At 62.3% G+C, this 22,338-nt stretch carries 20 protein-coding genes and 1 pseudogene; 8 read left to right on the forward strand and 13 right to left on the reverse strand.

The genetic code is table 11. The annotated features are described in order from the left end of the window. Positions 1 to 93: 93 nt before the first annotated feature. Positions 94 to 894, reverse strand: a complete 801-nt coding sequence (locus AABM54_RS12115) for an isocitrate lyase/phosphoenolpyruvate mutase family protein (RefSeq protein ID WP_347905829.1) — start codon at positions 892 to 894, stop codon at positions 94 to 96. Positions 895 to 966: 72 nt separating this feature from the next. Beyond that, a complete protein-coding gene (locus tag AABM54_RS12120) occupies positions 967 to 2,007 on the reverse strand; it encodes an EamA family transporter (RefSeq protein WP_347905831.1) in 1,041 nt (346 codons plus the stop codon). Between the two features lie 243 nt (positions 2,008 to 2,250). Here AABM54_RS12120 and AABM54_RS12125 point away from each other — a divergent pair, with 243 nt between their 5' ends. Continuing rightward, complete coding sequence (locus AABM54_RS12125; protein ID WP_347905833.1) at positions 2,251 to 2,853, forward strand: LysE family translocator; 603 nt, start codon at positions 2,251 to 2,253, stop codon at positions 2,851 to 2,853. Here AABM54_RS12125 and AABM54_RS12130 read toward each other — a convergent pair. The 11 genes and pseudogenes from AABM54_RS12130 to AABM54_RS12180 all read right to left on the reverse strand — a co-directional run bounded on the left by AABM54_RS12130 (position 2,850) and on the right by AABM54_RS12180 (position 15,239). After that, complete coding sequence (locus AABM54_RS12130) at positions 2,850 to 3,683, reverse strand: AraC family transcriptional regulator (protein ID WP_347905835.1); 834 nt, start codon at positions 3,681 to 3,683, stop codon at positions 2,850 to 2,852. The two genes, AABM54_RS12125 and AABM54_RS12130, sit on opposite strands and share 4 nt — an antisense overlap. Positions 3,684 to 3,720: 37 nt before the next feature. After that, positions 3,721 to 4,224: a VOC family protein gene (locus AABM54_RS12135; protein ID WP_347905837.1), complete on the reverse strand. Its 504-nt coding sequence runs from the start codon at positions 4,222 to 4,224 to the stop codon at positions 3,721 to 3,723. 131 nt (positions 4,225 to 4,355) lie between these two features. Beyond that, positions 4,356 to 6,845, reverse strand: coding sequence for a TonB-dependent siderophore receptor (locus AABM54_RS12140; RefSeq protein ID WP_347905839.1), 2,490 nt, complete (start codon positions 6,843 to 6,845; stop codon positions 4,356 to 4,358). A gap of 111 nt (positions 6,846 to 6,956) precedes the next feature. Next, complete coding sequence (locus tag AABM54_RS12145; protein ID WP_347905841.1) at positions 6,957 to 7,934, reverse strand: FecR domain-containing protein; 978 nt, start codon at positions 7,932 to 7,934, stop codon at positions 6,957 to 6,959. Positions 7,935 to 7,937: 3 nt separating this feature from the next. Continuing rightward, on the reverse strand, positions 7,938 to 8,462 hold the full coding sequence (locus tag AABM54_RS12150; RefSeq protein WP_347905843.1) for a sigma-70 family RNA polymerase sigma factor: 525 nt from the start codon (positions 8,460 to 8,462) through the stop codon (positions 7,938 to 7,940). Positions 8,463 to 8,665: 203 nt separating this feature from the next. Beyond that, the gene (locus tag AABM54_RS12155; protein WP_347906174.1) at positions 8,666 to 9,346 is read right to left on the reverse strand and encodes a hypothetical protein; all 681 of its coding nucleotides are present in this window, start codon (positions 9,344 to 9,346) and stop codon (positions 8,666 to 8,668) included. 281 nt (positions 9,347 to 9,627) lie between these two features. After that, entirely contained in the window at positions 9,628 to 9,975 is a 348-nt protein-coding gene (locus AABM54_RS12160; RefSeq protein ID WP_347905844.1) for an SLOG family protein, read from the reverse strand. Next, positions 9,963 to 11,649 (reverse strand): annotated as a pseudogene (locus tag AABM54_RS12165) (Na/Pi cotransporter family protein). The gene AABM54_RS12160 and the pseudogene AABM54_RS12165 overlap by 13 nt, the downstream one beginning before the upstream one ends. A gap of 24 nt (positions 11,650 to 11,673) precedes the next feature. Continuing rightward, positions 11,674 to 11,889 carry a hypothetical protein gene (locus AABM54_RS12170; RefSeq protein ID WP_347905846.1) on the reverse strand — a complete coding sequence of 72 codons (216 nt, stop codon included), beginning with the start codon at positions 11,887 to 11,889 and terminating at the stop codon, positions 11,674 to 11,676. Between the two features lie 67 nt (positions 11,890 to 11,956). Beyond that, positions 11,957 to 14,671 carry a magnesium-translocating P-type ATPase gene (mgtA, locus tag AABM54_RS12175; protein ID WP_347905848.1) on the reverse strand — a complete coding sequence of 905 codons (2,715 nt, stop codon included), beginning with the start codon at positions 14,669 to 14,671 and terminating at the stop codon, positions 11,957 to 11,959. A 283-nt stretch (positions 14,672 to 14,954) separates the two neighbouring features. Beyond that, entirely contained in the window at positions 14,955 to 15,239 is a 285-nt protein-coding gene (locus AABM54_RS12180) for a hypothetical protein (RefSeq protein ID WP_347905850.1), read from the reverse strand. Positions 15,240 to 15,785: 546 nt separating this feature from the next. Between AABM54_RS12180 and AABM54_RS12185 the strand changes: the two genes are divergently transcribed. The 7 genes from AABM54_RS12185 (at position 15,786) to AABM54_RS12215 (ending at position 22,122) form a co-directional block, all read left to right on the forward strand. Next, a complete protein-coding gene (locus AABM54_RS12185; protein ID WP_347905852.1) occupies positions 15,786 to 16,838 on the forward strand; it encodes a hypothetical protein in 1,053 nt (350 codons plus the stop codon). Further along, positions 16,831 to 17,148 (forward strand): hypothetical protein, encoded by a 318-nt coding sequence (locus tag AABM54_RS12190; protein WP_347905853.1) that lies wholly within the window; start codon positions 16,831 to 16,833, stop codon positions 17,146 to 17,148. The genes AABM54_RS12185 and AABM54_RS12190 overlap by 8 nt, the downstream gene beginning before the upstream one ends. Positions 17,149 to 17,316: 168 nt before the next feature. Continuing rightward, positions 17,317 to 17,574: a transmembrane sensor/regulator PpyR gene (locus tag AABM54_RS12195; RefSeq protein WP_347905855.1), complete on the forward strand. Its 258-nt coding sequence runs from the start codon at positions 17,317 to 17,319 to the stop codon at positions 17,572 to 17,574. A 1-nt stretch (position 17,575) separates the two neighbouring features. Beyond that, positions 17,576 to 18,730, forward strand: a complete 1,155-nt coding sequence (locus tag AABM54_RS12200) for an NnrS family protein (protein WP_347905857.1) — start codon at positions 17,576 to 17,578, stop codon at positions 18,728 to 18,730. Positions 18,731 to 18,912: 182 nt separating this feature from the next. After that, positions 18,913 to 19,374, forward strand: a complete 462-nt coding sequence (locus AABM54_RS12205) for a (2Fe-2S)-binding protein (RefSeq protein WP_347905858.1) — start codon at positions 18,913 to 18,915, stop codon at positions 19,372 to 19,374. A 2-nt stretch (positions 19,375 to 19,376) separates the two neighbouring features. Next, positions 19,377 to 21,542: a xanthine dehydrogenase family protein molybdopterin-binding subunit gene (locus tag AABM54_RS12210; RefSeq protein WP_347905860.1), complete on the forward strand. Its 2,166-nt coding sequence runs from the start codon at positions 19,377 to 19,379 to the stop codon at positions 21,540 to 21,542. Between the two features lies 1 nt (position 21,543). Continuing rightward, positions 21,544 to 22,122, forward strand: coding sequence for a hypothetical protein (locus AABM54_RS12215; protein ID WP_347905862.1), 579 nt, complete (start codon positions 21,544 to 21,546; stop codon positions 22,120 to 22,122). Positions 22,123 to 22,338 lie beyond the last annotated feature (216 nt).

Consider the following 22,338-nt stretch of genomic DNA (forward strand, 5'->3'; position numbering starts at 1 on the left):
AGGGGCTCCGGGCCGTAGTGGGCAAGTGTGGACAGGTTAGTGACCTGCCCGCAGGATGACACCCGGTCTCTTGCGCTCAAACTCGATGGAGAGCTAGGGCGCCATCAACGCGTTCAACTCGCCGTAACTGAAGGCTTTCAGGTGCTGAGTCTCAAGTTGCCCGTTCTGCAGAAAACCGCTGGCCAGGCTGCCCATGGCGCCGTAGAGGAACTCGGCGATGCTCGAACCGGCCGTCAGCCGGCGAACGCCCAGGGCTTGCAAGGCTTGTGGCGAAGGCAAGCCTTCGCGGGACAGCAGGTTCACCGGAAGCGACGTGCCGCAGCACAACCCGGCAATCTCGGTGGGCTCGCTCATGCCGGCCGCAAACAATCCGTCTGCACCCGCTGCCTGGTACTGCGCGGCACGCTTCAAGGTTTCGGCCAGACGCGATTCGGCGGGCACCAGGTTTTTCAGGTAAACGTCGGTGCGGGCGTTGATGAACAGTTTCACGCCTCGAATGTCGGCCACCTGACGGGCCGTTTCGATCTTGCGGGCCAGCAGGTCAGGCGAGCCATAGCCGTCTTCAAGATTGATCCCTACGGCCCCGGCGCCGATCACCGCTTCAATGACCCCGGCAACCTGTTGCAGGTCGTCCGAGTAGCCAGCCTCGATGTCCACGGTCAGCGGCACGCTGATGACGCGGGCTATCGACTGCAAGGTGCTGCTCAGCAAGGGCAATGGCAATTGATTGCCGTCCTGGTAGCCGTGGGACCAGGCCACCGCCGCACTGCTGGTGGCCACGGCCTTGCTGCCCCGTTGCTCGACCAGGCGCGCACCGCCGGCGTCGGCCACATTGGGCAGTATCAGCAAACCATGGTGATGAAGGGCATGAAAAACGGTATCGCTGGTATCCATCGCGGGTCAGTCCTTTTTGTGTAAACCATGAGTCATGAGGTTGAGGGTCAGTGTGTTGCCCGTGTTCAGCCGTCAATGCCGGTGCCGGTGGTGAATGTCCGGGAAGTGCGCATGGCTGTGGCGCAGTGCAGCATGCTGGTGGGGGTGGCTGTGAGGTTCGGTGCCGTCCCATTCATCGGCATGTTCATGTTGATGGTGTTCATCGTGAACATGCCGGTGCTCATGGTGCAATGGATCGTGTTGATGCTCGTGGGCGTGGTGTTCGCGCAGATGAATCCACACCCCCGCGCCCATCAGCACGGCGGCCAGCCAGAACGTCCATGACACCGGCTCGCCCAGCAGCAGAATTGACAGGGCTGCGCCAAGAAACGGGGCGGTCGAGAAGTAGGCGCCCGTGCGTGCGGTGCCCAAGCCTCTGAGCGCCAGCACAAACAGCACCAGGCTGACGCCGTAGCCCAGAAAACCGAGAAGTAACGCGGGGCCGAGTGTCGCCGCGTCGGGGAGCCGGGCGCCGAGAAACACCGCCAGCGAGCAGTTGACCGCGCCGGAAACCCAGCCTTTGGTCCCGGCGATGAACAGGGCGTCGGAGGCCGAAACCTTGCGGGTCAGGTTGTTGTCGATGGCCCAGCAGGCGCAGGCCAGCGCCACCAGCAGCGGTCCGGTCCAGCCCAGCGCCTGGGTGGAGTCGTGCGGCCAGGCGAGGACGACGCCCCCGGCGACAATGGCCAGCATCCCGGCGACAATCCTCCGGTCGGCGTTCTCCTTGAACACCAGCCAGGCCAGCAACGCGGTCAGCACAGCTTCCAGGTTGAGCATCAGCGACGCGGTTGAGGCGGGGGTCAGGGTCAGGCCGACCATCAGCGCAACGGGGCCGAGTATCCCGCCGAATACAATGGCGCCGATCAGCCATGGCCACTCCGATGCTTTCAGGCCGCTGGGGCGCCATTGGCGGTCACGGATCAACCGGCAGAGGGTCAGGCCGATGCCGCTTCCCAAATACAGAAGCCCGGCCAGCATGACCGGCGAGAACGTGGCGCCCAGCAGTTTGGCCAACGGGGTGCTGGCGCCAAACAGTGCGGCGGCGGCCAAGGCGAAAAAAATGCTCAGATTCACGGCAATGTCTCAAGTTATCTGCGGGCGGAGGCTTAACCATGCCATGAAAGAGGGCTGACGCGACAGCGTCAGATCGCCCTCATTGAGGGCATGCTCAAGCGTGTACCTCGACCAGCCACAAAGGCTGGACACATCGACAGCCTGACCTGCCGCGAGCGGGGCAGTTTTCTTCAATACAGGCACCGGGGGCGCTCGTTACGGTGAGTGCCTCCAATCCTACGACTGTATTGAAGAAGGTGTGCAATGAGTTTGATCCATTCTATGGCCGCATTTGCGCTGGCGTCCTCGATCACGCCGGGCCCGGTGAACATCGTCGCCCTGAGCTCGGGCGCCCAGTACGGTTTTCGCGCCAGTCAGCGGCATGTGGCGGGTGCCACGCTGGGCTTTGTGCTGTTGTTGGTGCTGATGGGGTTGGGGCTGCATGAACTGTTGACACTCTGGCCCGTCCTGACCCGGGTGGTGCAGTGGGCGGGGGTGGCGTTTCTGTTGTTTATGGCCTGGAAACTGGCGGCCGATGACGGGCGGCTCAGCACCGATGACGACGGCCAGGCGCCCACGATGTTCTACGGCGCGCTGATGCAGTGGCTCAACCCCAAGGCCTGGCTGGCCTGTGTTGCCGGGATGGGCGCATTCGTCGCCGACGGAGAGGCGCAGTTGGTCTGGCAGTTTGCGGCGGTGTACCTGGTGGTCTGTTACCTGTCGGTCGGCTGCTGGGCCTATGCCGGGACATTCTTGCGCGGCTACCTGGGCAACCCGCGAGGCATGCGCGTGTTCAATCGGGTGATGGCCTTGCTGTTGGCGGTCAGCGCGGGGTATCTGGTGGTACCCCAAACCTTGAACGTTTAACCGCGATACTGTCCCGGCGTGGCGGCCAGGTGCTGCTTGAAGGCGCGTTGAAAGTGCGCCTGATCGGCAAAACCGGCTTCCAGGGCCACGTCGGCGATCAGCTTGCCCCTGCGCAATTGTGCGGTGGCGAACTGGATGCGCCGGTTGACCAGGAACGCGTGGGGCGTCATGCCGTAATGCTGCTTGAAGGCGCGAATCAGGTACGAGGCCGACAGGTCGGCGGCCTGGCAAATGTCCTCCAGCTTGAGCGCCAGGGTGCAATGCTCGCGGATGTAGTCGGCCGCCCGTTCCAGCTTGAGGTTGGCCTCACGTAACGTCTCGCCTGCCGGGTTGAGCTGTTGTTGGACTTCGCTGAAAAACGCCACGACCACGCTGTGTTTCTCCAGGGTGTCGACCTGTTCGTCCACCAGGGTTTCGTACAACCGGTTGAGCCCTTCAAACAGGCGGGTGTCGGTGCTGTGCGTGAGCTCAAAGCGTCGAAAGTCCAACTGCTCGCTGAAACCCGATTGATGCTGAAGCTCGGTCAGCCAAGGCGTATCGACGTACAGCATGCGGTAAGACCAGGGTTGATCGTCGATGGGGTTGCAGGCGTGTACGTCGCCGGGGTTCATCAGCACCACGGTGCCGGTGCTGACCTCGAACGCGGAGCGCTCGTTGACATAGGTGCTGCGCCCGGCCGTAATCGCACCGATGGAGAAGTGCTCGTGAGAGTGCCGGGCGTAGCAGACCTCGCGACCGTCGGCGATGGCGCGGGCCTCGATGAAGGGCAGGGCGTTGTCACGCCAGAAGCGCGGGGCGGTGTCGGTGTTCTTGGCAATCGCGTGTTTCATCGATGAGCGTCCCTCGGCAGGCCAGGGCTGGAGTGTATTAGCTCTGGCCGTTAAAGGCTCGTTCGAGGATCGCGATGTCGAGTTTCTTCATCCGTAACAGGGCTTGCATCACACGTTGCGATTTGGCGGTGTCGGGGTCTTTCATCATGTCGGTCAGGGCGATGGGCACGATCTGCCACGACAGACCGAACCGGTCCTTGAGCCAGCCGCATTGCTGCGCCTGCGGGTCGCCGCCCACGGACAAGGCGTTCCAGAAGTGATCGACCTCGAACTGGTTGTGGCAATTGACCTGAAACGAAATGGCTTCGTTGAACCGGAACACCGGCCCGCCATTGAGGGCGGTGAAGCTTTGACCGTCGAGTTCGAAGCTGACGGTCATCACCGAGCCTTCGGGCCGACCGTGGAACTCGAAACCGGCCGCGCCGTAGCGGGTGATGGCGGTGATGGTGGAGTGTTCGAACACCGAGCAATAGAACTGCGCGGCGGCCTCGGCCTGGTCGTCGAACCACAGGCAGGGGGTGAGTTTTTGAATGCGCGACATGACGGTGCTCCTCTGCGGATTGGCACGCTGGATTATCAGCGTAGTCAGCCCGTAGTCGTCTGGCTGCACCGCAGATCGACAAGTACGCACAAGCACCGCTGCCGATCCCTCGGCAGCGGCGTTGGGTCAGCTTAGAAGTCCCACTTGGTGGTCAGTTGCAGGGCGCGCGGCTCGCCGTAGAAACCGGTGCCGAAGTTGCCCAGGCCGGTGTAGTACTTCTTGTCGAAGAGGTTCTTCACGTTCAGGGTCGTGCTCAGGTGATCGTTGAAGCGGTAGCGCGCCATCAGGTCCACCAGGTAGTAGCTGTCCTGGGTGATGCGCGAGTACTGGCCGAAGTTGACGCTGTCGTTCGGGTTGGGCTGGAACACGTTACCGAAGAACTCGCTCTGCCAGTTCACACCGCCGCCGACGGTGAGGTTTTCCCATTCGCCGGGCAACCGGTAGGTGCTGAACACCCGCACCACTTGCTGCGGGGCGGTGGTTTGCAGCACTGAGCCGTAGACGTAATTGCCTTCGGCGTCGCGGGTGTGGCTGTAGGTGTAACCGGCCGACAGGTTCCAGCCTTCCAGCACTTCACCGGCCAGTTCGAATTCGAAACCTTTGGTGGTCGCGCCCTGCACCGCGCGGTACACCGACTCCGTTTCGACGCCGCTGACGTACTGGGCGGCGTTGTCCTGTTCGATGCGGAACACCGCGAAACTGGCGTTCAGGCGACCGTCGAAGTACGCGGCCTTGATCCCCGCTTCGTAGCTGTCGCCTTCAACCGGGTCGAGCAGTTTGCGCTCGGCGTCCTTGCTCATTTGCGGCTGATAGATGTTGGTGTAGCTGGTGTACACGGAATACGTGTCGTCGAGGTTGTAGACCAGCCCGGCGTACGGCGTGACCACACCAGTCTGGCGGTAGCTGTCGTGCAGGCCCGGTCGGGTCGGGTCGGTGTAGTCGAGGTCGTCGTTGGCCGTGAAATTGCTGACCCGGGTGCCGATGATCACCGACAGGTCGTCCGTCGGCTTGAGCCGGGTGGCCAGGTAGGCGCCGGTCTGGCGCTGGACGATGTCATTGCTGCCGACGCGTGGAATGTCCGGCTTGGGGAACTCGCCGCGCCAGTCGAAGATGCTGCCTGGCACGGGCGGATACACCGAGCCATGCACCGGAATGTCCTGGCGGGTGTTCATCGACATGAACCCGGCGATCAACTCATGCTCGCGGCCGAACAGGCTGAACGGACCGGTGAGGTTGACGTCGAGGTTGTCCTGGACCTGATCGCCCTTGAACTTGCCCATGAACATGTACATGCCTTCACCGGTTACCGGGTTTGGGTTACCGCCGCTGGCTGAGGCGAGCAGGGTGTCATGCTGGCGATGCTTGCGGTCGTAGCTGACTTTGAGTTTCCAGTCGTAGGCCAGTTGCTGCTCCACCGAGGCGAAGATCGTCTGGTTGGTGAAGTCGCGACGGCTCCAGTCGGTGGCCGGGTTGAAGGAGCGCGAGAAGTTCGTCCGCGAACCGTCGTTGTTGTACATCGGGAAACCGGTCCAACTGGCGCCGCGGGAGCGGGTGTTCTGCTGGTCGATGCCGAAGGTCACCAGGGTGTCCGGGGTCAGGTCCGCTTCAAGGATGCCGTAGGCGATGTCCTTGGTGTTCTGGTAGTGATCCATGTAGGCGCTGCGGTCCTGATAGGCCCCGACAAAACGCCCGCGCACGTTGCCGCTCTCGGTCAGCGGGCCGGAGATATCGCCTTCGGTACGGTAGTTGTCCCAGGAGCCGACCGTGCCGGTGACCGAGGCCTTGAACTCTTTGGTCGGGCGCTTGCGGATCAGGTTGACGGTGGCCGACGGATCGCCCGAGCCGGTCATCAGGCCAGTCGCACCCTTGATGATTTCGACGCGGTCGAAGGTCGCCATGTCGGTGCTGGTGGTGCCGTAATCGTAGACGCCGTCATAGTCGGTGTTGACGCCGTCGTACTGGAAATTGGTGATCGGCAAACCACGGCTGGAAAACTCCCAGCGTTCGCTGTCGTAGTTCTGCACGCTGATGCCGGGGGCGCGGCGTAGGGCATCGGCGATGCTGGTGGAGCCTTGGTCGTCCATTTGCTGGCGGGTGATGACCGTCACCGACTGCGGCGTTTCACGAATCGACAGCGGCAGGCCGGTGGCCGAAGACACCGCGCCAGTGGTGTAGGAATGTGTGTCTTCGGTGGTCGCGCCCAGCCCTTGGCCGGAAATTGTCGTGGCGCCCAGTTCCAGTGTGCCGTTGGCCTGCGGGGCGGCGTGCAGCACGTAACCGCCGTTGGCCTGGGGCTGGGCTTGCAGGCCGGTGCCTTGAAGCAAACGTTGCAACGCTTCCTGCTCGCTGAAGGTGCCTTCCAGGCCCGGGCTGCGTTTGCCGCTGGCCAGATCGTTATGCCCGGCGAGGAAAATCCCTGCTTGCTCGGCGTAGCGGTTGAGCACGCTGACCAATGGACCCGGTGCAATCGAGTAATGGCGTTTCGAACTGCTGGCCTGTTGGCTGCCCGTTTGTTCCTGAGCCTGGGCGATGGTCGGGGCGAGGCTCAGCAGGGCGGCCGGAAGGGCCAGCGCCAAAGGGCGCAAGGCAAAACGGAAACGGGCGGCAACGTGTGGCGACATGGAGGTCCCTTTGGATCGAGTCGATCGGCAATTGAAGTGCTTCTGAGGGGTTAACCGAACGAGAAACGTAAAAGGGAACCTGCGTCTGAAAAAAATCCAAACGTCGGGGTTTCAAACCGTGGGGCCGACGTTGACCCACCAGGACAGCGGCTTTTCGACCCGGATCGGCAGCGCGGCTTCCAGCAGGCGCAGTGCCTGATCGGTGTCCTTGAGCGGGAATGAACCCATCACCGGCAACCCGGCGATGCGCGGGTCGCAGCCCAGATGCCCTAGGCGATAACGGCTCAGTTCTTCCAGCAACTGGCCCAGTGGCAGGTTATCGGCCAACAGCACGCCGCGCCGCCAGGCTTCACGGGCGGCAACCGCCACCGACGACGGTTCAAACCCATGCTGGGTGAACGCCAGTTGGCGTCCGGCCGGCACGGTCTGCTCCTGGCCGTGGACGGTGCGCACCTGCACCGCGCCGTCGAACACATTGAGGCGTGTTTGGCCGTTTTCTTCGCGCACACTGAATCGGGTGCCCAGTGCCCGCAATCGACCTTGCGCGGTTTGCACCAGGAAGGGCCGGTCGAGGTCCTTGGCAGTGTCGATCAGCACTTCGCCGACCCGCAGATGCAGCAACCGCTCGCGGTTGCTGAAGCGTACATCCAGCGCACTCAGGGCATTGAGCCAGATCCGGCTGCCGTCGCTGAGCAGGGTTTCGCGGGTTTCGCCAACGCCTGTCGCGAGGTCCGCCGTCCAGCGGCTCAACGTGTCGGACAGCGGGGTGCCGCGCCAGGTGCTCCAGCCGAGCAGGCTGCCGCCGGTCAGGATCAGCAAGGATTTGAGGGCGCTGCGACGGCTGACGCGGCCTCGGCCCGGGCTGCGCAGTGCCTGGCTGCTGGCCAGCGGATCGGTGTCGTCATGCAGCGGCGCGAAGCGTTGACCGACCCGTTCCACGTAGCGCCACGCCTCCTGATGCTCACCGCTTTGCGCCAGCCAGGCTTGCCAGCGCTGGCGCTCGTGTTCGCCCACCTGTTGATCGTTGAGCTGGACGTACCAGTGGGCGGCCTGTTGCAGGCTGGTGTGGCTGAGGGTTTTCAAGGGCATGGGTTACTCGATCAGCAGGCCGTCGAGTTCGGCCTCCAGCAGGGCACAATGCATCAGCGCCTGGGCCAGGTACTTCTTGACCATGCGTTCGGACACACCGATCTCAATGGCGATGGTTTTGTACGGCATGCCCTGCAGTTGGGCGAGTACAAAGGCGTCCCGCACTCGCGCGGGCAAACGCTGGAGCATGGCGTCCACTTCGTGCAGGGTTTCGACAATGATCGCCCGGTGTTCCGGCGAGGGTTGCAGCGCCTGCGGCCGTTCGGCCAGCGCTTGCAGCCAGGCCTGCTCAAGTTGTCGGCGGCGCCAGTGATCGATGCACAGCCCACGGGCGATGGTCGCCAGGTAGGAGCGTTCATGCACCTCGCATTCAAAGGCCTGCGGGCGTTTGAGCACACGGATGAAGGTGTCATGCACCAGATCCGCCGCATCGAACGCGTTGCTCAGGCGTCGGCGCAACAATTCATACAGCCAGCGATGATGACTGGTGTAGAGGTTCGAAACAGAGCAGGAATCGGCGACCGGCATTGAGAGCACGTATCCATGGGCGACGAGGCGCCGCGAGTGCAAATGGGAATGGGTCGCGATTAAAGCAAATGGCCCGACAGGGTGCAAATGATATTGGTTTGCTTTTAGGTGTTGCGGATGCCGGTCGGCTCCCTTCGGGCTACACCTCGTTGGCCATCAACACTGCGCGGGCTTTGCCAGCACCGCGCAGCCTGAGCGTACCCTCAGAAGCGAACGGTAGCGCCCGTCGTCAGCCAACGGTCGCGATCACCAGTGAGGTTACGACCCAGCACCAGGTCCAGGTCCACGGCTTGCCCGAGATGAAACCTTGGCCCGGCCTGCCAGGATTGTTCGCCGCCTTCCTGGCCGTAGCGTTCGGCAATCAAGGTCAGTGAATCGGCAACCGCGTATTCAACGCCGCTGCCCCAGGTCATGCGGTGTTTTTGCTCGCCGTCGTCATAGGCATGGGCCCAACCGCCGTTGACGTTGAGTCGCAGGGCATCGAACGGTTGCCAGGTGAGCGGCACGCTCAGGTCGGCGCCGTCGAAGCTGTGGGCGCGGTTCAGGGCAAAATGCGCGGCACCCGACAGGGCGATTTCCAGCCCCAGGTCCTGGTTTGAATACAATTGCGCCTTGAGTTGCGGACTCAACTGGGTCTGCGTGCCGTCATCGCCGTGACCTTGCTGCACGGCGCCTCCCCATTGCAGCCAAGGCAGGCCCCGGGAGGTGCAGCCTTGAGAAATGACGGCGTTGTGGGTGGCGCCGTCATGGCGGTTGCGGGTGAACCAGGCGTCGATGTTGCACTCGCCGGGACGGTTGATCGCGCCATCGTCGACGGCGTACGAACCTGCGGCCGCGAACGCCTTGGAGAGCAGGCTGAGGGAGGCGACGGCGCCGAGTGTCATGCCGATGAAAAACACGTTGCGGCGCAGGGCGCGTTGTCGGGAGGGAGGCAGTTGCTGGAGAACGGAGCGCGGGAATACCGACGGTGTGGTGTTTTCAGGGCGGCGACGGTTGAGTGTGTGCATGGTGGACCTCGACTGACAAAGGCTCACGACGACCCCGACTGCGTGCCGAATGGAAGGCAGGCGGGGCATGGTCGAGAAGGGTATTGAACGGGTGGCTTCTATCGCGACGACAACTGGGGTCTTCGGTCATTGGGCACGCTCCTGGTGGGGATAAAGGGTCAACTCTCGACCGATAAAACATGAATTCCGGCGGCCTTGGCCTGGCTGACCAGCTCACTGGTGTCCTCGCCGCCGGGCAAGGCGATGACGACGTCAGGGCGACTGTCCCTGAGCATGAAGTGGTTGCGCTGGCGCTCGGCCTGTTTGCCATGCAACTGCCAGTTCGGCGGGTAGCGGACCACGTCGGCCCCGACCTCACGGGCCCAGTCCTCTATCGCGCTGCCCAGGAACTGGCTGCCGCCGTGAATCAGCACATCAATGGCCTTGAGGCGGTGATAGGCATCCAGCACTTGTCGGGACATCGGGGTGTCGGCGTAGTGCCGGCCGGCACAGATCAGGACGCGCATGTGACGGTGTCCTTGTGCGGTGCCAGTGCTTCGCAACGGTCCGGGATCAGGGTGTCGTTGTGCTCCCCGCAGCGTTCCAGTACCGGGTAGCCCAGGGCTGCAATGTGGTGATGAACGCGACGATAATCGCGCAGCACCCGCTGGAAAATATCCCCGGACTCGGCCCACGCCGTCTTGTCATTCTGCAATTTGCGAAAGTGTTCCCGACTGGCACTGGCTTCAAGTTTGCGTACGGTTTCCTTGTGGCTGACCAGGGCGTGGGCCGCCGAGACGTCCTCTCTCAAGAACGCGGTAATGGCCAGGTTCAGGCTGTCCAGCAAGGCCAGGTGCAAGGCCTGGATATGGATCAGTTCGAATTTTGAAAAGTGCTCGCCACGGCGAGTCCTGCGGATCGCCAACTGCGCCAGGTTGCCGAGAATGTCGCCAGCATGTTCCAGATTGATCACGAACATCAGGATTTCCTGGGCGCGGTCAGCATCGGCATCGCTCAGGCCATCCTGGCCGATGTCCGCGAGATAGGCGCGAATCGCGGCACTGAGCAGGTCCACGGAGTGGTCCAGTTGGCGGACCTTGTCGGCGGTGAGCTGGTCGGGCTTCTCGAACAGTTGCAGGACCTGATTGAGCATCAGGGACGCCATGTCCGCCAGGCGCAAGGCCTCGCGCACGGCATTGGAGAGCCCGATGTTGGCCACTTCCAGCCCGGCCTCATCGAGGTATTGCGGCATACCGGGGTCCGCCGGGCGCTCTGGCTGGGGAAGCACACGGGTCAACACGCGTGCGAACGGTTCGGTCAGGCCGATGAACAGCACCGCCAGCGCCAGATTGAACGCGGTGTGCAGGTAGACCACCAGGTGCGCGGGGCCAATATCGATCCGGGCCAAGTGACTGGCCAGGAACGGCAGGCAAGGCAGCAATGCCAGGGTGCCCAGCAGGCGGATCAACAGGTTGCCCACTGGCAGGCGCCGCGCCATGTTCGACCCGGCGCTCATCACTGATGGCAAGGCCCCGCCGATGTTGGCACCGAGCATCAGGGCCATCGCGGTGACGGGCGTCATCATTCCGGTACCGGCCAGGGAGGCGATGAGCAGGACCACCGCGACGCTGGAGTGGCAGGCCCAGGTCAACAGGACCGTGGCGACCACCGCAATGATCAGATCGCCTTCAAGGCTTTGCATGACCACGCGAAACACCGGGGTTTCTTCCATGTGGCCCAGGCTGGCGCTGAGCAGGCCCAGGGCCAACAGCATCAGGCCCCAGGCCGATCAGGGCGCAGCCGACGCTTTCAAAGCGCGAATCATCGCGCAGCCGAAAGACGATAAAACCTGCCAGCAAGATGAGCGGCGTCACCAGTGACGTATCGAAGCTCAGCAGTTGCACCACCAGGGTCGAACCGATATTCGCCCCCAGCATCACCGCCAGGGCAGGTGCCAGGCTCAGGGTGCCGGCCGCGGTAAACGAGGTGGCCATCAGGCTGACCGCCGTACTGCTTTGCAGCACGCCGGTGATACCGATTCCGGAAATCAGCGCCATCCAGCGATTATTCAGGTGACGCCCCATCCAGTTGCGCAGTTGGGTGCCAAACCCGCGCAGCAGGGCGGTTGAGATCATATGGGTGCCCCACAGCAACAGTGCGATGGCGCCCGCGAGGTTCAGCAAGAGAGTGGTTCCCGGCATGAGGAATCTCCACATAACAAACATTTATTTTTTACGAGGCCGCAATAACCTGACGCTGGTGGTGTTCAAGGTGCTGCAAAAGCCCAGGGCGAAGCGCACTTCCACGGCGCTCAGCCATCCACGGGCGTACAGGCGAACACTGACGACCATCAAACCTTTCGCGGCGTTAGCCAGACAAAAAACAGACAGGGCCCGCATGCAGTGGTCTATCCACTGCAGGGTCTTGGACGCTGGGTTCATGTTCCGTCTCCACGCAATCGGGGGGCATGGGCCGGCGCGGCAAGGCGCCAGCCCATGCCGGTTCAGCTCAGTACCACTGCTTGAAGCGGCGGATGTAGATCGTCTTCATTAGTTGCGCGACGCAGCAGTAGCTGAGCAAGGTGCCCACCAGCCAAGGGAAGTACGCCAGCGGCAGCGGCTCCAGGCCCACCAGGGTGCCCAGTGGCGAGAACGGCACGTAGATCCCCAGCACAATCACAATGCAGGTCATCATGATCACCGGCCACGCGGCGGTGCTCTGGAAGAACGGGATCTTGCGGGTACGCAGCATGTGCACCACCAGGGTTTGCGACAGCAGCCCCTCGATGAACCAGCCGGACTGGAACAGGGTCTGCATTTCCACGCTGTTGGCCGAGAACACGTACCACATCAGGGCGAAGGTGGTGATGTCGAAGATCGACGAGGTCGGCCCGATCCAGATCATGAAGCGCCCGATGTTTTTGGCGTCCCACTTGCGTGGTTTTTGCAGGTATTCCTTGTCCATCTTGTCCCACGGCAACGCCAGTTGGGAGATGTCGTACATCAGGTTTTGCAGCAGCAGGTGGATCGACAGCATCGGCAGGAACGGAATGAACGCACTGGCCACCAACACCGAGAACACATTGCCGAAGTTGGAGCTGGCGGTCATGTTCAGGTACTTCATGATGTTGCCGAAGGTCTCGCGACCTTTGAGTACGCCTTCTTCCAGCACCATCAGGCTCTTTTCCAGCAGGATGATGTCGGCCGATTCCTTGGCGATGTCCGTGCCGCTGTCCACCGAAATACCGACATCGGCGTCACGCAGGGCCGGGGCATCGTTAATGCCGTCGCCGAGAAAGCCCACGGTATGACCGTTGGCTTGCAGCGCCTTGAGCACCCGGGATTTTTGCAGCGGGGTGAGCTTGGCAAACACCGTGCGCTCTTCGACCTGCTGCTTGAGCGTGACGTCGTCCATCGCCTCGATTTCCGGGCCCAGCAGCGGTGCGCCGGGTTCCAGCCCGACCTGACGGCAGATCTTGCTGGTGACCACGGCGTTGTCGCCGGTCAGTACCTTGACCGCGACGCCGATGTCCCGCAGCGCAGCAATCGCCGGGCCAGCGGTTTCTTTCGGCGGATCGAGGAACGTGAGGAAGCCACGGATCACCAGGTCCCGCTCATCGGCGGTGTGGTATTGGTTCTGCGACTGCGCCTTGGGAATCTCGCGGGTCGCCACCACCAACACGCGGAAACCATCCTCGTTGTACTCGTTGGCCAGGGTCAGCAATTGCTGGCGGCGTGCTTGATCCAGAGCGACGACGGTGTCGCCTTCCATCACATGGGTGGCAATGCCGAGCATTTCTTCCACGGCGCCTTTGCACACCAGCAGGTGGTCATCGCGGCTGTCTTTGACAATGATCGACAGACGACGGCGCACGAAGTCGAAAGGCAGTTCATCGACCTTGCTGTAGGCGAAGGGCACTTTGAACTTGGGGTCTTGCCGGGAGAATTGCACCACCGCCTGATCCATCAGGTTGCGGATGCCGCTTTGGTGGTGGCTGTTGAGCCAGGCCAGGGCCAGGATCGATTCGTCGCGCTTGCCGCGGGTGTCGACATGGTGCTCGAGGATGATGTGGTCCTGGGTCAGGGTGCCGGTCTTGTCAGTGCACAGCACGTCCATCGAACCCAGGTTCTGGATCGCGTTCAGGCGCTTGACCACCACTTTGCGCCTGGCCATGGCGGTGGCGCCTTTTGCCAGGTTGGCGCTGACAATCATCGGCAGCATTTCCGGGGTCAAACCGACCGCAACCGCCAAGGCAAACAGGAAGGCATCGCCCCAATCGCCCTTGGAAAAACCGTTGAGGAAAAACACGATGGGCACCATGACCAGCATGAAGCGGATCAGCAACCAACTGACGCTGTTGACCCCTCGGTCGAAGGCGGTTTGTGTCCGTGAACCGACAATCGCCTTGGCCAGCGAGCCAAAGTAGGTGCGCGGACCGGTCGCGACCACCACCGCACGTGCGGTGCCGCTGACCACGTTGGTGCCCATGAAGCAGATGTTCGGCAGGTCCAGCAGGTTGCTCTGATCGGCTGCGGTGTGGCTGGCGGATTTTTGCGTCACATCGCCCAGGGTGTCGTATTTCTCCACCGGCAAGGCTTCACCGGTCAGCACGGCCTGGCTGATGAACAGGTCTCGGGACTCGATCAGGCGAATGTCGGCGGGGATCATGTCCCCGGCCGACAGTTGCACGATGTCGCCCGCCACCAGTTCGCGCATCGGCACTTCCCGCACGGTCGCTTTGGCGCCGACTTCTTCGCGCCGCAGGACGGTGGCCGTGGTGCGGACCATCGCCTTGAGGGCTTCGGCCGATTTGGCCGAGCGGTGTTCCTGCCAGAACCGCAGCAGGCTGCTGAGGCCGACCATCAGCCCGATGATGATGACCTTGGTCAGGTCGCCGTCTTCGCCGTCACGCTCCGGGAGCCAGAAGTCGGTGACGAAGCTGATGATGCCCAGGGTCAGCAGTACGTAGATGAAGGGGTTATGCAGGGCCAGGAGAAACTGCACGAGGGCGTGAGGCGGCCGGTCGTGATCGACCTCGTTGTAGCCTTCGCGTTGCAGGCGGCCCTCGGCGTCCAGTTCGGTCAGGCCATCAGGGGTTGCCCTGACATTGGCCAGGGTGGCCGAGAGACCGTTTTGAGCTTCCCGGGCGGCACGCATCGACAGCTTGCTGGTGTCGCTGGCGCTGTTCTTGTCTCGAACCCTGGTGTTTTTTACTGTGCTCATTGTATGTACTCCTGTCGCCAATACTCGACAAAACACACCTGCAACCAACCTTATTGAAGGCGAGCAAAAGCATGCCGAGTCGCGGAATTCGCGATCGGTTTAAATAAGTTTTTAGTTGTGAATTCAAGTCCCGCTATAACACCGCTATTAATTAAGCGCGCAGCGGGTAACTACTGGCTTCGTCCATAGAGAACTCCAGTTCATTAACAGTGGTTTTTAGCCGGAAAATAATAAGGGGCAAGAGCGTCTCGAAGAGAAAGTCCTGGCCGTTATTATTTAATGCTTATCCCGCGTGAGCGCCTGTATAGACGCTCGGCAACAGGCTCGCCCGGGCAAACTGGCCGAAAAAGCTTCTACTCTGCGGGTCTTGGGAATCGGCCAGGCTCCAGCGCTGCTCCAGTTGACCTGTGGCAGGGCTGACGCGCCAATGCACCTGGCGGTGCGCAGGCTTTACGCCGGGAACGGGGGCAGAGAAGGGCGCACGGGCACGGGAAGCAACGTCGTGCTTCACGCGCATGCTGGAGGCAAAGGCGCGAACGCCGGGTAGAACATGGGTTTTAAAGGTCATAACACACCTCGCGACCGGACTGGCGCCGGGGAGGTCGTTACGTTGGAGCGTCAGGCTCTAGCGCAGTTGACCCCGCCGTGCAGGCGAGTCCCGTCAATGTCTGGGTTTAGCGCCCGGATCTCCGCATTCACGGTGACCGGACAGCGACTAGATACTGTGTCCATTGGCTTCTTTTGTGAGGTTTAAAAAAGGCCTGAGTTACCGGCCCGGGCAATCTACTCAGATGGGTAAGTAAAGTCAATGTTAAATGTCCGGTGTTGTCCCCGGTTCAGTGACTGTTCAGGAACTTCGATAGTTATAAATGGATAAGAGGTCGTGGATATTAAACAGGTCGTCGTTTAATCCGGGCAGAGCGTTGACCCGCTGACGCTTTGCATAGGCAGTCACTAACGCTTGTACCGATGGGGGCAAGGTGACGTGCGTACAGGCGGGAATGGAGCGTGAGGCGAAAAGGGTATTGGTTTGCTTTTGGCGGATGCGGATGTCGGCCCGTGCGGATTGCCGCTAGACTTGCCGCCCGAATTTGCCGCAAGGACGCTCCGCATCATGCTTGCCCGTCGTTTAGTCGCCGTTTCCAGTCTGTTGGCCGCAGCGTCCGCCTGCGCTGAGCCGTTGACCTATCACCTCACCGACCCTGCGCAAAAATACGCGATCGACGTGGTGTTTCCGACGCCGCCGCCCAAGAGTTACGAGGGTGCGCCAGCCACGGTCATCCTGCATGACAAGGCCAGCGGCCGTGAGCTGCAACGCATCGAGTCGCAGGACGCCTATGCGACGTTCACGGAGAAAGGCGATCAGTTGGCGATCAATCGGGCGCCGATGTATGGCGATCAGAGCGTGCTGTTTTTCGATGATTTCAACTTTGACGGGCATCAGGACCTGGCCGTGCGCAATGGCAGCGAGGGCGGCTATGGCGGGCCTTCCTATGACGTCTATCTGTTTGATCCGGCGAGTTCGATGCTGCACTTCAATGCTGCGTTTTCCAGCCTGACCCGGGATGGGCAGTTGGGGATGTTCGGTGCTGACGCCAAGGCTCAGCGTTTGTACACCTCATCGAAAAGCGGCTGCTGCTGGCATCAGCAAGCGACCTGGGCTGTGATCGACAATGTGCCGCAGATGGTCGGTGAAAAGATCGAAGACGCCACTGCCGGTGTATATGCCCAATGGCCAATGTTGCCGCAGGGGTACATCCAGGAACTTGATCGCGAACTGGTCGACGGTCAGTGGAAGGAAACTTCGCGTTTTGTGGGCCCTTACACCGAAGACCCGGTGATGCTGCGGGGCACGCTGAACGGCAAGCTCGCCGTGGACCTTTGGTGGCAACGTCAGGGCGAAGCCTTTATTGGCGAGGTGCGTTACACCAAAAGCGGCAGCGGCCAGCCGATCCGCTTGATTGGCGAACAGACGGAGGAAGGCAAGATCACCCTCCACGAGTTTGCCGCCGACGGCCAGATGACCGGCCATTGGCATTTCGATGAGCGAACCGAAAGTGGCGGTGGCCGCATCGGCCGCTGGCTCAGTGGCGAGCGTGATTTCACGGCGCGCATGAGTGCGGTCGAGGTGCCGGTCAGTTCCGTCAGCCTCGGCCCTGGTGACTGACGGCCAACGCGACGGGCGCTATGTGATGAAGGACGGGGATGCGCGTCGTTCCTGCGAACTCACCCTCAAAATGGTCTCAGGCTACCCGCTTGACGCCTCCGGGACGGCGGACGTCCAGATCAGCACCTTGCTCAAGGGCCAACCGTCGACGACCACAATGCAGCGTGTTGGGATGTGGTCAAACAACCTGTTATTCACGGGGGCTTCGAAAGAACCGGAGTACCGGATTCAACTGCTCAAGGGTGGCGCCGTGTTGAAGTCCATGGGTGAGCGCGGGGCGTGCGACGGGGCTTATCTGAAGGTTCAGTGAGTACTGGTATGTAGTCGATATGACTCCTTGTGTTGTCGTAATGACATTATTCACCTTGTGTCATATTGACTATCGTTGCCCCAGGTGGCTGATTTACAGGGCTTTTAGGGCTGGCACGGGATTTGATAAGTCATACGTACAACTGAACAGCTTCAGGAGTACGCCCAAATGTTCGAGTTCTTCAGCCACCCCGAGAAAGTCCTGCACCTGTCGAGCCGAGTGCTCGGGTTCGGTCTGTTCCTGCTGGCCGTCGGCGTGATTGGCGCTTATGGCTACGAAGGCCAACTTGGGCTCGTTACGCTGGTGTCGATGCATGCCATGACCATCCTTGGCCCGACCCTGCTCAAGGTCGGTTACGTGATGCGCCTGCTGGCCCAGTATCAGTTGGGCAAACCTGCCAAACGCCTTCTAAGTGCGGGGGCCTGAGATGGGGTCGCTCAAGCACGTTCCACTGTGGAGCCTGGGGTTTCGGCCGTTCTTTCTGGCCGGTGCGATGTTTGCCTGCGTTGCGCTGGCGGTATGGGGGCTGTGGCTGTACGGGCATTTTCCCCAGGCACAGGCAACGGTCGGCATGCTCGCCTGGCACCGTCATGAGATGCCCTTCGGTTTTGCCACGGCAATCATTGGCGGTTTCCTGTTGACGGCAGTGCCGAACTGGACCGGTCGCCCCGGCCTGAGTGGTTGGCCGTTGTTGGGCTTGCTGCTGGTCTGGCTGGCGGCGCGCCTGGCTTGGTGGTTGCCGATTCCGCAGAGCGGTTTGCTGGCGCTGCAACTGCCGTTCTTGCCGCTGCTGGTTCTGGTGTTGGGACGCGAGTTGATGGCGGCGGGCAAACGCGACAACTACCCGATCCTCGTGGTGCTTGCCTTGTTGGCCGGGTGTCAGGCGTTGACCCTGGCAGGCATCGCCCAGGACGACGCGGGCCTGCAACGGCGCGGCGCGCTGGCCGCGTTGTGGTTGATCGCGGCGCTGATGAGTGTGATTGGCGGGCGGGTCATTCCGTTCTTTATCCAGCGCGGGTTGAACCGTACCAACGGTGCGGTGGGCCATCCTCGGCAAACCCAGGCCTTGTTGATTGCCAGCCTGTTGGCCGCGCTGCTGATCGGCACCGGGTTCAACGAGGTCCCGCAGCCATGGCTGGCTGCCTTGTATGCGCTGATCGGCACGTTGCACCTGCTGCGCTTGTGGCGCTGGTACGACCGTGGAATCTGGCGAGTGCCGCTGCTCTGGTCGTTATACTTGGCGTACGCCTGGCTGCTGATCGCGGTACTGGCCATGGCGTTGTGGCAACTGGGCGTATTGCCCCAGCAAAGCCTGGCGACCCATTCCCTGGCGGTCGGCGGCATGGGCGGATTGATTCTGGCGATGATCGCCCGTGTCAGCCTCGGCCATACCGGCCGGCCGCTGAAACCGTCAAGCGCCGTGTCGCTCGGGTTTGCGCTGGTGCTGTTGGCCGGGGTGTGCCGGGTGTTTGTGGTGCCCTTTGCCAGCATCGGGCTGGGGCTGTCGGTGGTGTTGTGGTGCGCCGCGTTCGCAGTGTTTGTGCAGGGCTACACCCGGACATTGCTCACACCGCGTCAGTAGGCGTTGTACGTTCAGTCACAGGGCTGCCTTGAAAGAGGCGGCCCTTTTTGTGACCGGTTGTCGCGCCAGCCAGAGCCTTGGGGAATTTACGCTTAGCTCAATGGATAACCCGATGCGCGCGTAGGCAGTCATTGCCACAGCGACGCCGTTGCGGGACGCCGTGAGTCCTGAGGAGATGAACCATGCTGACGCTCAACATCAATGGTCATGACCAGTCGTTTGACGTGCCTGGCGACATGCCGCTGCTGTGGGTGCTGCGGGATGTGGCGCACTTGACCGGCACCAAGTTCGGTTGCGGCATGGCCCAGTGCGGCGCCTGCACGGTGCAGGTCGACGGTGCGCCGTTGCGCTCGTGCATCACGCCCGTCGCGGCAGTGGCCAACGGGCAAAAAGTCCTCACCATCGAAGGCCTGTCGAGTGATGGTTCGCACCCGGTGCAACAAGCGTGGGCTGAACTGGACGTGGTGCAGTGCGGGTACTGCCAGTCGGGACAGATCATGTCGGCGGCCGCGCTGCTGGCGAAGATTCCTTCGCCGACCGACAGCGACATCGATCAGGCGTTGTCGGGCAATATCTGCCGCTGCGGCACCTACCCACGGATTCGCGCAGCGGTGAAGCGCGCGGCTGAAATCGGGAGGGCATGAGCATGAACACAGTCATCAATCCTTCGCGCCGCACCTTCCTGGAAAGCACCGTGCTGCTGGGCGGTGGCTTGGTGGTGGCGTTTGTCATTCCGGGCGCCAACCGTTTTGTCCGGGCGGCATCCGCACCGGATTCTACCTTCGCGCCCAATGCCTTCTTGCGCATTGCCAGTGACGGCACGGTGACGGTGTTGCTTGGCCATTCCGAGATGGGGCAGGGCATCTGGACCGGGCTGACCATGTTGATCGCCGAGGAACTGGACGCCGATTGGTCGAAAATTCGCGTCGAGCATGCGCCCGCCGATGTGGCCTACGGGTTGCCAGCGTTCGGCGGGATGCAGATTACCGGGGGCTCCACGTCGACCTGGATGGAGTTCGATCGTTATCGCCAGGCCGGCGCCGCCGCCCGGTTGATGCTGATCGAGGCCGCCGCCAAGCGCTTCAACGTGGCGCCTTCCAGCCTGCACACCGAGCAGGGGCACGTGATGGTCGCCAACCAACGCGTCGGTTATGGCGAACTGGCCAACGAGGCCGGGCAACTGCCGGTGCCGGCCCCCGAGAGCATCACACTCAAATCCGCCAAGGACTGGAAGGTTATCGGCAAACCCACCAAGCGCCTCGACACCCCGGAGAAAATCACCGGTCGGGCGCAATTCGGCATGGACGTGCAGTTTGATGGCCTGCTGACGGCGTTGGTGGCACGGCCTCCGGTGTTTGGGGGCTCGGTCAAGTCCTTCGATGGCAGCGCGGCGCTGGCGTTGCCAGGGGTGAGAAAAGTGGTGCAGGTGCCCAGCGGCGTGGCGGTGGTGGCCGACCATTACTGGGCGGCGAAACTGGGACGCGATGCGTTGAAAGTCGAGTGGGACCTGGGGCCCAATGTCGGGTTGGACAGCGATGCACTGCGTGAATCGTTCCGCAAACTGGCCGCCACTCAAGGCACCTCGGCCAGCCAGGCCGGTGATGTGGCGGCGGCACTGGCGAAGGCATCGAAAACCATCGAGGCCGAGTACACCGTGCCGTACCTGGCCCATGCACCCATGGAGCCGCTCAATTGCACGGTCAAACTCGGCGCGGACACGTGCGAGATCTGGACCGGTACGCAGTTCCAGACCATGGACCAGCAGATCACGGCCAAAATCACCGGCCTCAAACCCGGGCAGGTGCAGATCCACACACGGTTCCTGGGCGGCGGTTTCGGGCGGCGCGCCAACCCGGCGTCGGACTTCGTGGCCGAAGCGGTGCACGTCGCCAAAGCGGCACAGGCGCCGGTGAAAACCGTCTGGGCGAGGGAGGACGATGTGCGTGGCGGTTACTATCGCTCGGCGTTCCTGCATCACGCCCGGATCGGTCTGGGCGCCGACGGGTTGCCGGTGGCGTGGCGGCATGTGCTGGTGGGACAGTCGATCATGGCCGGAACCTCGTTCGAAGCCGGGTTCGTCAAGAACGGCATCGACGGGACCTCGGTCGAGGGTGTGGCCGACAGCCCTTACATCAAGGGCCTGGCGGATCATCAGGTCGACCTGCATTCGCCGCGAACCGGCATCAACGTGCTTTGGCTGCGGTCGGTGGGGCACAGCCACACGGCGTTTGTCATGGAGTCGCTGATCGACGAACTGGCGGCTGCGGCGGGTCAGGACCCGGTGGCCTATCGCCGGGTGCTGCTCAAGGACCATCCACGTCATTTGGGCGTGTTGAACCTGGCGGTCGAGAAGGCCGGGTGGGGTTCACCGTTGGCCAATGGACGTGCACTGGGCGTGGCGGTGCATGAGTCGTTCGGCAGTTACGTGGCACAGGTGGCCGAAGTGTCCGAGGACAACGGCACGATCCGCGTGCATCGGGTGGTGTGCGCCGTGGACTGCGGAATTGCAGTCAACCCGACCAGCATCGCCGCGCAGATGGAGTCGTGCATCACCTTCGGGCTGGGGTTCGCCTTGCATAGCAAAATCACCTTCAAGGACGGCCGGGTGGTGCAGTCCAATTATCACGATTACCAAGTCTTGCGGTTGAACGAAATGCCCAGGGTCGAGGTGCATATCGTGCCCAGCAGTGACAAGCCGGGTGGAATCGGCGAGGCGGGCGTGCCACCCACCGCGCCCGCCGTGGCTAACGCGGTGTTTGCCCTGACCGGCCAGCGCCTGCGGGATTTGCCCCTGCAACTGGCGGGGGTGTGAGATGAAACGGCATCTATTCATGGGCTCGCTGTTGTTGTTCGGGTTGGGAGGCTACGCGTCGGAGCTGTTTGCCGACGACCCGGCGGCGCTCGCGGCGTTTGCCACCGTGCAAAAGGTCTTCCAGAGCCCGCGTTGCCAGAATTGCCACATTCCCGGCGACTCGCCGTTGCAGTTCGATGCGGGCGTGCCCCACGCCATGAGTGTGGTTCGCGGCGTGGATGGCAAGGGCTCGCCGGGGTTGCCCTGCGCGACCTGTCACGCCGAAAGCAATCCACCGGCCAGTTACGGGCCGCATGCGCCGCCGGGTGCGCCACACTGGGGGCTGCCGTCCGCCGCGCACAAGATGGCCTGGATCGGGCTGCCGGCCGACAAGTTGTGCCAGATGATCAAGGACCGTTCGAGCAATGGCGATCGGGACTTTGCCGCGCTGATCCAGCACGTCAGCGATGACAAACTGGTGCTCTGGGGCTGGAACCCCGGTGGCAATCGTGAGCCGGTGCCGGTGCCCCACGATATTTTCGTCACCCAGTTCAAACTCTGGGCGGCGGCCGGTGGGCCGTGCCCCGTGGTGGGAAGTTGAGGGGGCGAGGGAACTGACGGCGGTGTTCATTCGAGTGACATCGACCTGAAAGCCCGAGTCGAACTCAGGTTTTGAAAGGCATGGAGATCTGCTCCCTTTCCCCTCGCCCCTTTGAGGAGAGGGTTGGGGTGAGGGGTAGATTTCGGGTCAGAACAGAGCATTCAGACGCTGAGTTTTCTTGACTGCCCGGCATTACCCGCCGAGGCGGGTTTTTTA

The organism is Pseudomonas purpurea (assembly GCF_039908635.1).
Taxonomy (GTDB): domain Bacteria; phylum Pseudomonadota; class Gammaproteobacteria; order Pseudomonadales; family Pseudomonadaceae; genus Aquipseudomonas; species Aquipseudomonas purpurea.